General features: G+C 56.9%; 11 protein-coding genes and 1 pseudogene. 2 read left to right on the plus strand and 10 right to left on the minus strand.

All coding sequences use genetic code 11. From position 1 onward, the window contains the following. Positions 1–294: 294 nt before the first annotated feature. Positions 295–1152, minus strand: coding sequence for an NYN domain-containing protein (locus tag TX24_RS21750; protein ID WP_057711066.1), 858 nt, complete (start codon positions 1150–1152; stop codon positions 295–297). A 272-nt stretch (positions 1153–1424) separates the two neighbouring features. Further along, positions 1425–1943: a cysteine hydrolase family protein gene (locus tag TX24_RS21755; protein ID WP_057711067.1), complete on the minus strand. Its 519-nt coding sequence runs from the start codon at positions 1941–1943 to the stop codon at positions 1425–1427. Between the two features lie 313 nt (positions 1944–2256). Here TX24_RS21755 and TX24_RS21760 point away from each other — a divergent pair, with 313 nt between their 5' ends. Both TX24_RS21760 and TX24_RS21765 read left to right on the plus strand, forming a co-directional pair. Continuing rightward, positions 2257–3180 (plus strand): phytanoyl-CoA dioxygenase family protein, encoded by a 924-nt coding sequence (locus TX24_RS21760; RefSeq protein WP_057711068.1) that lies wholly within the window; start codon positions 2257–2259, stop codon positions 3178–3180. Positions 3181–3212: 32 nt separating this feature from the next. Next, positions 3213–4172, plus strand: coding sequence for a DMT family transporter (locus tag TX24_RS21765; protein WP_057711069.1), 960 nt, complete (start codon positions 3213–3215; stop codon positions 4170–4172). Positions 4173–4229: 57 nt separating this feature from the next. Here the strand turns inward: TX24_RS21765 and TX24_RS21770 are convergent, their stop codons facing one another. The 8 genes and pseudogenes from TX24_RS21770 to TX24_RS21805 all read right to left on the minus strand — a co-directional run bounded on the left by TX24_RS21770 (position 4230) and on the right by TX24_RS21805 (position 12539). Next, a complete protein-coding gene (locus tag TX24_RS21770; RefSeq protein ID WP_057711070.1) occupies positions 4230–4547 on the minus strand; it encodes a hypothetical protein in 318 nt (105 codons plus the stop codon). A gap of 1045 nt (positions 4548–5592) precedes the next feature. Continuing rightward, complete coding sequence (locus TX24_RS21780) at positions 5593–6246, minus strand: helix-turn-helix transcriptional regulator (protein WP_338059760.1); 654 nt, start codon at positions 6244–6246, stop codon at positions 5593–5595. An 87-nt stretch (positions 6247–6333) separates the two neighbouring features. Further along, complete coding sequence (istB, locus tag TX24_RS21785; protein WP_057711072.1) at positions 6334–7089, minus strand: IS21-like element ISPsy14 family helper ATPase IstB; 756 nt, start codon at positions 7087–7089, stop codon at positions 6334–6336. A 19-nt stretch (positions 7090–7108) separates the two neighbouring features. Next, a complete protein-coding gene (gene istA / locus TX24_RS21790) occupies positions 7109–8623 on the minus strand; it encodes an IS21 family transposase (protein WP_057711073.1) in 1515 nt (504 codons plus the stop codon). 191 nt (positions 8624–8814) lie between these two features. Next, positions 8815–9189, minus strand: a pseudogene (locus TX24_RS21795) (WYL domain-containing protein); the annotation flags it as partial. A gap of 87 nt (positions 9190–9276) precedes the next feature. Continuing rightward, positions 9277–11100 (minus strand): AAA family ATPase, encoded by a 1824-nt coding sequence (locus TX24_RS21800; protein ID WP_338059761.1) that lies wholly within the window; start codon positions 11098–11100, stop codon positions 9277–9279. Continuing rightward, complete coding sequence (locus tag TX24_RS32830; RefSeq protein WP_328825113.1) at positions 11016–11387, minus strand: hypothetical protein; 372 nt, start codon at positions 11385–11387, stop codon at positions 11016–11018. Before TX24_RS32830 ends, TX24_RS21800 begins: the two co-directional genes overlap by 85 nt. 276 nt (positions 11388–11663) lie before the next feature. Continuing rightward, complete coding sequence (locus TX24_RS21805; RefSeq protein ID WP_057711074.1) at positions 11664–12539, minus strand: BrxR family helix-turn-helix transcriptional regulator; 876 nt, start codon at positions 12537–12539, stop codon at positions 11664–11666. Positions 12540–12580: the final 41 nt, after the last annotated feature.

Below are 12580 nucleotides of genomic sequence, written 5' to 3' on the forward strand. Positions count from 1 at the left end.
ACGCGGGTTGACAGACCGGAAGTGTAGGAACCCGGCGCACCCGAAGATGCCCCACGCACAGCCGCCATGAACGGAGCGGAATGCGCAAGCATGCCGCCTTATCACGGGGTGTGAAAGGTTACACTTTTCGGCCTGTCAAAGCCGGACGCTGATCATCAGCGACGTAAAGAAGTTAGCGTTGTGAGGTGGCTTGCGCTAGTTCACCAACAGCGCGGCAACTTGCGGGAAAATTCCGAAGCTCGGCCCCGTACCGCTTCTAGACTCGCCACACAGTGGAAACCACTGAGTTTGAGCTCAGTCCTTGGTTTCCAGACATGGCTTTTTAACATGCACCCCTGGATCAGCCTCCAAGTTACCCGCAATTGCGATTTCAGTGGCCTCATCGCGTTGATGCTGCATATCTGGTCGTATAGCCCACCATTCCGGACTCGTAGTGACATCGGCACCGGTGATGTCCCTGAGCATTTTCACAATGTCGAAGGATCGAAGACCATCTACGTGCTCGCTAAGACTGCTGGTCGTATTGGCCCACATGGGATCCAGAACGAAGTCGATCCCTTTCATCCTTGCCAGCTTTGCCGCAGGTACGAAATCAGCGTCGCCGGCCACCAAAACAATGACGTCAACCAGTCGGTCCATGGCCAGGGTCGTGATATCCATGCCCAGTTTGGTATCTACGCTTTTTTGCTCCACGTTGTAGTGAAAGTCTGCATTGGTGAGCTCGCTCCAAGCCTTTTGGCCATTGAGCAAAGCTTTGAGTGAGTGGGAGTTGAGCCGCCATTCTCCACTTTTGGCTAGCTCGCCGAGCCTGAGCGCTGTTTTCCTGCTGCACCTGAGATTGTCATGAAGGGCACGTCGTAACTGGTAGGGCGGATGGGTATTGAAATTAAAATGTCCTGGCGTTTTGTGGCCTGGTGGTATGAGTGGGAGACGTACCTGATTGGAGGGCGGCGGACAGTCGTAGTAATAGACTCGGTAGAGTTCCCGGCGGGCGGAGCGCTCGTCCTCAATGTGAAGCCTGACCAGCTTCCTGATGATCTGCGCCAAATGTTCCGCGTTCGGCAGCAGGCTGTCTCGGAAGTACTTTCGCCCGAAGAACAGCACGCGCTGAAAGAAAAAACCACCATCGATGAGAACGGCTGTTCGCTTCACTCACTTTTCTCCGGGCAAAAAAAAGCTCAGGACTGCTGGGCAGGTTCTAACAATTGCCTGCGCGCTGTACTGAGCTGGTAGATAGTTTTGTTCAGTCGCTGCCTGAGCGTCAAGGATAAGATGGAAGCCATCGTAGAGCCGGGCGCTACCATTGCGGCGATGGGCGAAGGTTATCTGCGACGGGCGGGTTTGACCAGTTCACCAACAGCGCAGCAACTTGCAGGAAAATTCCGAAGCTCGGCCCTGTTGGCGCCCCCCGTCTTCGGGCTCTGCTAAAAGCTCCAGTCCTCAGCCCGAACCAACTGGCAGAACGGCCCATTGAGCGTGGCATTGTGATGAGCCACGATGGCCTCGGCTTTCATCAAGGGCGTGTCAGAACAGGTATGGCCGTCGGCGATAAGTACCGCATCGAAGCCAAGGTCACGCGCAGCACGGCAGGTGCTGTCGACGCAGTATTGCGTTTTCATCCCTGTTACCACCACGCCGGTGGCGCCGCTGGAGCGCAGATTGTCCGCCAGGTCAGTCATTGCAAAAGCGTTAGGCCGACGCTTTTCGAACACCACTTCCCCACCCAGCAACTTCAGTTCCTCGGCAACCAGCGTAAGCGGGCTGCCCGATTCGATTGGCGAGCCAGCGGGGCCGATGTGGCGAGCGAGAAAAATCGGAGCGCCTGCGCTGCGTGCCTTGTCCATCAGGGTATTGAGAGTTTCCAACAGCTCGTTGCAGCGCCAGGGTTTTTCCGGGCCGTGGATGAGTCCGACTTGGATATCCAGTATCAACAGGGCGTACATGGGTGCATCTCCTTGCGTGTGAGCCAGCGACACAAGGGCATAAAAAAAGGCCCTGTCCATCGCTGGCGGGCCTTTGAAGTTCGTTGGTTATTGGCTCACGACACCTCGCACGCTCCGCTTTCGGCGGTCGTGGTGATGGTTGTCGAGGTGAGGCAATAGGTACTCATGAGCTGACACTATCAATATCGCCGACGGCTGGCAACGCAACCTCCAATGTCGCCTCAGTACGCAAAATAGTCGTCTGGGTTCAGGTCGCCAGTGCCCACCTATCGCATGCTTGAGGCCGAACACTGGCGTAAAGGAGGCCACGCTGATGCAATCCCAGGAAAAGGACCTGTCTTTTGTTAACCACCTCTCGCTCAGCAGCGACGAAATCGAAGCATTTCGTCGCCAGGGGTTTATCAAACTCAAAGGCTTCTTATCTGAGCACGCCGTTCAATCCTTGAAGCAGGCGGCCCGTTCAAAAGTGATCTCTGCACGGGAGTCGAAGTCCGCCTACGGGGACTCCTTCAGCCGGTTGACCTACGATCTGGGGACAACCGATGCGGTGAAAAACATCTATTCCTCGATCGCTTTCAGGACGGCCCTGGTGACGTTAATCGGGCATCCGCTGATCATGACCGAGTCCCAGAGTTTCGAGCTTACCCCGCATAAAGAGGGTTTTGCCTGGCACTACGATTCCCTGAGTTTCAGGTACATCCGCCCTCAGGACGCAGCCTTCAGCGTGTGGATCCCGTTGGATCCTATCGACAATTCAGGCCAAGGCGGGGGCATGGCTTATCTAGCCGAAGACATCTATAGCGCGAAGGCGAATTTCCAGATGGCCAGCCTGCTTTCCAAACGAATGGCTGCCGGCGTTGCCGTGGAGGATTTTTCCGCGCATTTGAGAGCTGTGTTCCAAACGCCCAGCCTGCTCACAGACCTGTTTGAAGCGTATAAAACCCAGGACGATTTTGCATTGGGCGACGTACTGCTGTTTACCAAGTCGATGTGGCACCGCTCTGAACCGCTCTTGCCAGGGCCGCTCGCGACTCGACTGGCGGTGACCATGCGTTTTCTCGATTGGCGTTCACGATTGGACAAAACAATGTTCGAAGGCGAGTCTGAAAGCGGTGGCGGCGTAGGGATGGGGGTCAACTGGGGCAGGCCGACCCAGACCGCCTATGGCTCGCAATTTATCGACATCAATGACGGCGAGGAAATACGCACTTCCACGTATTGTGGGCCTGTCATCTGATGTCCCTGAAGGTTGCCTACTGAGGAGCGCTAATGACCAGATCCTACGCGCTGGGGGTGGCAGCTGCGGTATTTGCCACCTTCAGCTGGGCGCTTAATTTTCTATCGCCCTACATGATGGGCGCGTTCGGTCCGATTGACTTCATCACCCTGCGGTTCATCGTGTCCGGCTGCATCGGCCTGGTGATGCTGCGCATCTATTGGCCTGGCGACCCTGCTTTAAGCAGGCGCTCAATCCTCAACGCCGGGCTACTTGGCGTGCTTGGCTATGCGGTGTACATCGGCTGCATCATGGGCAGCGTGCTCAATGGCGGCGCTATCATCGCACCGGCATTCCTGAGCGCTACACCGGTCATCATTGCGGTCGCGGGCAATATGATCGAGCGCACCACCACCTGGAGCAGCCTCGCTGTCCCCATCATCCTGGCGGTTTGCGGGTTGGTCGCGGCAAACTATGGCACCTTGGTCGGGGTGTTAGACAATGACCTGACCTCCTACCTGGTCGCGGTCAGCTACGCCGTGGGTGCGGTGCTGACTTGGCTGATGTTCAGCATACTCAACCAGAAGATGCTGGCGAAAATCCCCAAGGTACACGCAGGCCTATGGACCGGCCTGATGATGGTTGGCGCCGGTCTGAGCGTGGTTATTTTCGTGCCGTTCGGGCTTGTATTGGACCTGTACACCTACCCGCATTTGGACCTGCACTTGGGCAAAACCCTGCCGGTGCTGGCTGCTGCAGCGGCGCTGGCCTGTGTTGCCTCCGTTGGCGGCGCATGGGCCTGGAATTTTGCCAGCCAGAGGCTACCGATGGCCTTGTCAGGGCAGCTCATTTCAGTGGAAACCATATTTGCAGTCGCCTTTGGGCTGATCGCCGAGCAGCGCTTGCCTACCGGTCTTGAGGTTCTGGGGATTGTTGGGCTGTTGGCCGGTGCTTCGATTGCGGTGAGGGTGATGGCTCAGGGGGATCGCGAGGGGGTGAAGGTGCGGGTTTGACTGGTTGAACTGGCGGGTGGGGGCGGGGGTATGGCGATAGGTGAACAACAACGTTGATTAGAATTTAATCAGCCTGAAACGACAGGCCACGACCAGCACCGTTGGCCAGAACAGTGTATTGGCGATGTCATGGAGACTCGCGCCCCACCGCCAGTATCCCAAGCTCGCCTTATCATCCATAAGATCGAACAACTCGATGAGGCTCGCCCCCGCCAACACCACCAACCAACTGCTGAGGGAGCCCAGGGATTTTCGAGTGATGCAGCTGGCAGCGATCAGCAATGTCAGGCCTACATAGATATGCAGGGCATCCCTCGAAAGGCCAGTGGCTGAAATAATCCCAAGCTTGAGTGATTGCAGTGTGGAAGCGTCCATTGAGTGTTTCCTCGTTTATCGGGGCTTAGGTCCACAATAATTACTCGCGGTTTGATGGGTTGTCACGCTCAATAGCCGGACCTGAAAGCCCATTCGTTTCAGGGCAACGTTGGCTGTCTGGCTTACGATGGGCTGGGGGAGCGTGCATTGCTTTCGTTTGGCAGGACGCCGTAGAGGGGGTTGCTGAAAAAGGGGCTGAACCTTGCGAGAGTTCGCATCAATCGATAATCACCTGTCATGCGTCCAGATGCAGAGAAATCCGCATTGGGCGGGCTTCTCTGGTGTCTAGATTGGCCGGGGTAAGTTGAATCTGCTCGGTAAGTTATTGATTTATAGAGTCAATATTGGTTCCAATTTTTAGTTGGAATACCAATTGGAATGCCGTGCGAAATTGCACTCCACTTGACCACCCGCTTGCATTCGATCTGACCACCGATTGCATCGGAGCACGCCTCGTCACCATGATTGGCAGTGAACTGCCCGAAGCGGACATCCCGGTGCATGCTTTGTGTGAGCTCCCTAGTCCAATGCACGCCAACTGATTGCGTCTGACTGTTCCCAGATTTGACCTTGCTCAAAGTGAAGGTAGGCGCGCCACCCTTCGATGCTGTTGAATGGTAGATCGAAATCGACCTCAGCCACTGTGACATGGGGGCCACAGTACTGAGCCATGTACGAATTGAGTTGGTCAAAAAAAATGTCCGGTAGCTTGGTGCTACAGGTCATATAACACGAGGTTCCATTTTCGAAAAAGTCGCACGGCCGCACGACCGACCATAATGTGGCAGGCTCTTGATCGGGGTTTTCCGTTATCCAGCTACGGGCTGCCTGATGGATCAACTTATGCCAATTACCGTCAGCATATGGGCCCTCAATACCCCACGTATCAACGACAAATAGCAGTGCAATTTTTTCGGCCGACGGAGATTCGGAGTGAATTCAAGGGCGTCTGTCATTTAAAGTCCTTATTTATTGTGCGATGCTGATAAAATCGTGATGATGAGATTCCGATTACCGTCTATTTTCAGCCTGCATGGTTCCACTCTCACTCATACCCAGCCGCAGCATTCCTCAGCTTTTGCGCAATTTGCTCGCGTAGGTTCAGCGGCATTTCAACCACTAGCGCATCGCCCAGCGACAAGATCCACCACTGCAGTTGCCAGCTATCGCTGATCGTTGCTGTGACGCGATAGCCATCGCCATTGCCAAGGTCGGTTAGCGCCATATCTGCGCTCAGCGGCGTTTCTCGCAGCAGGCGAGCTTGCTTTTCACTTAGCCAAGCCTGGAAGGCGATTCTTTCTGTATTGCCGAACTGCAGCGCATCGCTATTCAAGTAGGCCTGTAGATTGAAATCCTTCAGTCCCTGCGTTGGGGACTCCAAGAGGGACAATTCGCGGAATCGATGGACTGCGTACTGGCGCACATCGGTGTAAGAGTCGGCGGTGCCGATCAGGTAAGTGATCAATCCACGTTGCACCAGGGCCAGCGGATTGAGTTTCAGTTGGCTGACTTTGTCAGAGTGTGCGGAGTAGTACTGACATTGCAACTGTTTCTCCTCCAGCAAGGCCTGTTGCAATGTCTCCAGAATTTCCTCTGGAATCTCCGGCGCTTGCAGGTTCAAGTCGGGGCGCACGCTGGCTACTTTATCCAGCCAGCGTGCGGCTTGATTCTCCTCGCCCAATTGCGCATTCCACGCCATCCGGCCACCCAGCCCACCAACATCCGGCCACCTATTCCACGCTCATCCGGCCGGGCAGTCGGAGCGCAGCGACGCAGGTTTGCATTGTTAGTCTGAAGTCTCTGTCGCCGTCAATTTCGTTGCGCGTCTGCGCATCGATTCGCCCTTCAGTTCGATCCGATAAGCGTTGTGCACCAGCCGGTCGAGGATCGCATCGCCCAAGGTCGGATCGCCGATCAGTGCGTGCCATTTGTCCACCGGCATCTGGCTAGTCACCAGCGTCGAGCGGTTGCCGTAGCGGTCGTCCAGCAGTTCAAGCATGTCGCGCCGCTGAGCAGCGGTAAACGGCGCCAAGCCCCAGTCATCCAGGATCAGCAGGTCGGTCTTGGCGTAGCCGGCCATTAGCTTGGCGAAGCGGCCGTCGCCGTGTGCCAGGCCCAGTTCTTCCATCAAGCGCGGCAGGCGCAGATAGCGCACGCTGTAACCGTCGCGGCAAGCTTTATGAGCCAGCGCGCAAGCGAGCCAGGTTTTGCCTACGCCCGTCGGCCCGCCGATGATCAGGTTCAGGCCATCGCGCAGCCACTGGCCGCTACCCAGTTGCAGGATCAGCGCCTTGTCCAGGCCACGAGGGCTGCGGTAATCGATGTCTTCCAGGCAGGCGTTATGGCGCAGTCGTGCGGCTTTGAGGCGAGTCGTCAGGCGGGCGTCTTCGCGCTCGGTCAGCTCGCGGTCGACCATCAGGCCGAGGCGTTCGTCGAAGCTGAGATCGTTGATGTCGGGCGTTGCGTGTTGTTCGCCAAGCGCCTTGATCATGCCGTGCAGGCGTAGGATTTGCAGCTTGTCGAGGGTCGGGTTAGGCAGCATGTTCGTGCTCCTTTTTCAGTCAGTGGTAGTAGCCAGGGCCGCGCAGATTGATATGTTCATCGGGCAGTAACGGCAGGTTTTGCTGGGCAAGAGGTAGCCGTTCCAGGCCTTGGCGCAGGATCGATTCGAGGCTCTTGTAACTGCATGCACCTAGGGCCAGCGCACGTTGGCAAGCGGCTTCCAGCCGCTCTTCGCCGTGCTGTTTGCTCAAGCGCAGGATGCCCAGGCAGGCGCGGAAGCCATGCTGCGGATGGATTTGGCGTTCGAGGATGTAGGCGATGACACCGGCCGTATTCGGGCCCGTCTGCTCAGCCCAGCGGATCAGCCGCTGGGGCGTCCACTCGGCGTGTTCGCGGTGACTTTTGGGCATGTGCTCGGTGTGGGTAGTGTGGCGGCCTTTGTGCGGCGAGCGCAGATGGCTGGCCACGCGCTGGTTGGCGTGGAAGCACTCGACGGTCTGCGCGGTCAGGCGTACTTCGAGTTGGTGTTTCACCAGTTGGTACGGCACGGAGTAAAAATGGCCGTCGACTTCGACGTGGTAGTCGATGTGGACTCGCACCTTTTTCCATTCGGCGTAGACATACGGATGTTCTGGTAGCGGTTGCAGCGCGGGTTGGTCGATGTTCTCGAAGGCCGAGCGGCGTGAGCCGGGCAGTTTCTTGAAGGGCTTCTGATTGAGGCGATCCAGCAGCAACGCGATGGCTGTGTTGAGTTCGCCCAAGGAGAAGAACTGGCGGTTGCGCAGCACCGCCAGTATCCACCGCTCGACGACCTGTACGCCGACTTCAACCTTGGCTTTGTCCTTGGGTTTACGCGAGCGCGCGGGCAGCACGGCTACGCCGTAATGCTCGGCGAGATCGCGGTAACTGGGGTTGATATCCGGCTCGTAGCGATGCGCCTTGGTCACGCCACTGCGCAGATTGTCGGGCACCAGGATCTGTGCGGTGCCGCCGAAAAAAGCAAAACAGCGGGCGTGCGAGCCCAGCCAGTCGGGCAGTTTCTGCGACCAGGTGGCTTCGGCGAAGGTGTAGCTGGAGGCGCCCAGCACGGCGACGAAGATCTGTGTTTGGCGAATTTCGCCGGTCTGCCGGTCGATGACTGGCACCGTTTGGCCGGCATAGTCGACGAACAGCTTTTCACCTGCACGATGTTCCTGGCGCATGACCACGTCGACCTTGGCGGCCCAGAGCCGGTAGTGCTCGCAGAACCAGCTGTATTGGAAGCCCTGCGGATGGGCGAGTCGATATTCTTGCCAAAGCAGGGCCAGGGTTACGCCGGGGCGGCGCAACTCTGCGTGGACATGAGTCCAGTCCGGCATCGGACGTTGATCGCTGGGGACGTCGGGTGGTGGCGGAAAAAGACGCTGCTGCAACTGCGCCTCGCTCGCCGCACACGGCCAAGTCAGCCCGCTGGCAGCAAAGCGATTGAGGTACTCACCGATAGTTGCGCGACCCACCTGCAAGCTGACAGCGATCTGGCGAGCAGATAGGCCGACCTCAAACTTGAGACGTAGCACTTCCTTAATTTTACGCATGGATAACCGCTCCACGACGACCTCTCTGCTTCGATAAAAGAGGTCGATGGTAGTGAATTAATCCTGCGTTGCTGCCTGCCTTGTGGGTGGCCGGATGGCCGTGGAACGGGTGGCCGGATCATCGTGGAATCAGTGGCCGGATGTTCATGGAATGGGTGGCCGGATGCCCGTGGAATCCGCACGCCCAATCACTTGAGTTTTTGTCGCGCGTGGTTGAAACGAGGCTCCAGCACTCTGAGCATGCTGTTAGGCAGCAGTGGGCGGATTGCGTCTTCGACTAGAGCCAGGCTCAACGCCTCGGTCAGGGTAACTCCCTGCAATTCGACGCTGACACCGGGTTGCCAGTACCAACCGTAAGGCGCGCTTGCGTCATTGCATTGCAGGGGGAACATCAGCGACAGATCGATCAGGTCGCGTTCAATCGTACGCCGGCTGATTTTATAACCCGATAAGTGTAGGCGCGTGGCGAGTTCGGCGGTGGTGATTCCGGGTGATCTGGATGGCAACTGGCGAAGCAATTCCCACTGACGGCTGACGGTGGATTGGGCTTTGGCAGGGCAAGACAGGCTTCCTTGTGTAGTGCTTAAGCTCGGTATGGCGACAAGGGTGATAGATGGCACTAAGCCAGTCAACACCCGTCCGAACGTCCGCTGTCAGTGTACAAACCCTATAGGTCTCTGCTTCCCGGCAGTTTTGAGGCGGGTTTCAGCGATGAGCGCGCTGGCCAACTCGTTCGCATTGGCGAAGGGTTTGAAGCGCGCTTGCCTGGCCACCGAGGCAAAGTCGCCTGGGGTCAATTGCTGTTCGCTTCTCAGCCGCAGGCTTGCCGTCTTGGTGGGGTCCTTGAGTTTAAGTGCCTGCAAGTGGGTGCTGAACAGCTGCTGTACCTGGGGTTGGTCCAGGTAACCAAAGTAGATTTTCATGTCGAAGCGGCGCAGCGATGCTTCGTCCAGATCACGGATCAAGTTCGTTGAGGCAATGAACAGGCCACGATAGCTTTCCATCTGGGTGAGCATTTCGTTTACCGCTGTCACTTCCCAGCTTTGCTTTGCCTTGCGTCGATCCTGCAAAAAGCTGTCGACTTCATCGAGGAGCAGTACCGCGCCGTCCTGAGTGGCTTGTGCAAAAGCTTCGGCAAGATTCTGTTCGGTCTGGCCCACATACGGGGAAACAAGATCAGATACCCGTTGCACCATCAGTGGTCTGTCCAGTTCCTGTGCTAACCAACAGCCGAAGGCGGTTTTGCCAGTGCCAGGAGGCCCGTAGAAACATAAGCGTGCTTCAGCGTGCTTGCGTAAACCTTCGACCAGACCATCGAGCGGTACATCGGTGTTGATCAGTTCAGGCGAGTAAAAGCTCGGCAATCGCTGGCCCTGTGCGCCCTCCAACTTGTCAAAACCTTGGGCTTTGAGTGTGCTGTCGACCAGGCACTCGCCCGTTGCATCAAGCTTTTTGCCGGCGCGGGGATTCAGGCTGCGGGCGATGCGAACCGCGCGAGTGATCACTGCCGGTGTTGCATGTTCATGATCGATAAGTTTCTCCACAAGCTCATTGCCCAGCTTGTCGGCGCTGCACTCCCTAATGATTTGCTCGCGCTGTGCCCGAGGCGGGTTTGGCAGGTTGATGACCAGATCAAAGCGGCGAATGTGCGCCGCATCCAGCGACTCGACACTGTTGCTCAGCCAAAAGCAGGGCAGGGCGTTTTCTTCGAGCATCCGATTGATCCAGCCTTTCTGTGCCTTGCTGCGGGCACCCATACCCATGGGTGTGGGGCTATCGAAAATGTCTTCGATTTCATCCAGGACCAGCAGCGATTTGTGCGAATGCAAGACGCTCATGGCCGAGCGCAATGCGCACAAGCGCTGGCTGGCACTGACCGGATCGCCGTCACTGTCGGTGCAGGCGATCTCATACAGATCGGTATTCAGTGTTTTGGCGAGCAGGCGGCTCAACTGTGTCTTACCCGTACCTGGCGGGCCATAAAGCAGAGTGTTTACCCCGCTTCGGCCTTCGACCAATGCCTTGGCCAGGTAGGCTTGGGCGATATCTACGTGCTGACGCAGGTGTTCGTATTTATCGAGCCCGAGCTCACCCGGCGGGCTAAGCCTGAACGCATACTTGAACAACTCGATGGGCTCGTCCTGATTGAAACGCATCAATCCCGGCAAATCAGAATTACCCACGCTCAAGCGGCTGCTCAGGGTGGTGACCGAGCAGGACAGGGTATTGACTTCAAGCAGACCCGACCGGACCAGTTGACCGTCGTTGCTCAGATACCGTGTCAGTTGCAGCTGTGGAATATCCAACAGGGTGCTGAGTACAGCGAGCATGCGGTTGAAACCGAGCATTCCCAGCTCGTCGGCAGCGTTGGTGAGCGTCGGATCGGTATGCATCAGGACACAAAAACCGAGAATGCGGAGTTCCGCCGCATCAAGTTCGAGCAACTCTCCCAGCGCCTCAAGATTTTCTTCCAGCATGTCGGGGTATCGTAGCTGGTGAACGTCTCATCAAACAGCTTGCGTTCGCCCTTCAAGCGCAAGAGCGCCTGGCGTGGGTGGAAATCCTCTTCATCGATCAGCGCTTGCAGGCCCAGTTCGATGGCCAGTTCGTCATCGTTAAAGCCATGCCGCTGGATAAGATTCCGATGCCCGCCAAGATCGAGCATCATCATGAACGACCACTTCAGGGTCAGGGCGCAGGTGTCCGCGTTATGGGGGCCGGAACTACGTACATTACTGCGATTCAGCGAACGCGGGATGGGCACGACGACTACTCCTGATACTGGCAAGACATGATCATGAGGCCAAGGTGCGTCGTAATGTGTCGCGCTCGGGTCAGGGGTGGAATGGCGATAGATGCCGTGTCGAAAGAGGCTGGCATTCTGATGCGCAGTCCTTGCTGGTGATGAATCAGAAGCAACGGGATGGACTCTCCTCACCTCGGGATCTTGAGTGTCAGACTGCAAGTGCGAACCTCAGTCAACAGTGAGAAGGGGGCCGGATTCCCGGCGTGGAAGTCCACGCCATCCACCACTTGAGCGTCAATCATTCATAAGCCAAGGCTTCAGTTCCTTGAGATTGGTCACCACGATTTGTTGCGCTTCAGGATTAGTGGTCAGGTTTCTGGGGTCGATCTGATAGCGTTGCAATACATACTTCACCAGCGCCCTGCGACTGGGCACAACTAGCTGGCCATCAACCATGCCGAAGTCGGTTTCGATGATTGACTTCTGCGCCGCGTTCAATCGCCCATCGGCGGCAAATATCACCGGTATTTCGGTGTTCCAGTCTTCATCCAGCTCACGAGTGTTTGGCGATTCGTCGAGCAAATCCGGCTGGCCCCGTAGACGGCTGAGCACAAAGTCGCGGTACTGGGCGTTCTTCTCGCAGTAAGCCCGCACATGCCAGCGCATACCGGTGTAGACCAACGTGTGAGGGGCGATGAGACGAATTTCCACGTTAGGGGTATTGAGCGACACGTACTCGGTTTCCAGGCGCAGGCCATCGCGACACGCTTTGAGCAGCGGGCGTAGTACCTCTGGGCGAATCGGGCGATCCGGGACCTCCAGCACCTTGGTGTGGGCGTAGGCTAGGGCGAGTCCATCGATGTGCGGGGCGCGTTCGTTGTTCTGATAAAGCAGGTGCAAATAGGCGCTGGCGCTGTCGTCGATGAACAGCGGGGTGAACGTCTTGCTGGGTACGTAACCCTTTATTTTTTTGTCATATGTAAGATTTTTGGGCGCATGTTCCGTGATGTAGGTGTTGATGTCCTTGGACGCCTGCTGACGGCTGATGCCGAAGCTCTGTATCAAGTGTCCCGTGGTCAACCGGCCCTCCCACCAGGCAACTGTCTCGATCAAGCGATAGCGAAGTGCCAGGTCCCAGCGGACCTGTTCGATGGATTGTTTGCGTTTCATACCCTCTCCATGTGCGTGAATACTTTACCTGTATAAGTCTA

It is taken from the genome of Pseudomonas lactis, from assembly GCF_001439845.1.
Classification (GTDB): domain Bacteria; phylum Pseudomonadota; class Gammaproteobacteria; order Pseudomonadales; family Pseudomonadaceae; genus Aquipseudomonas; species Aquipseudomonas lactis.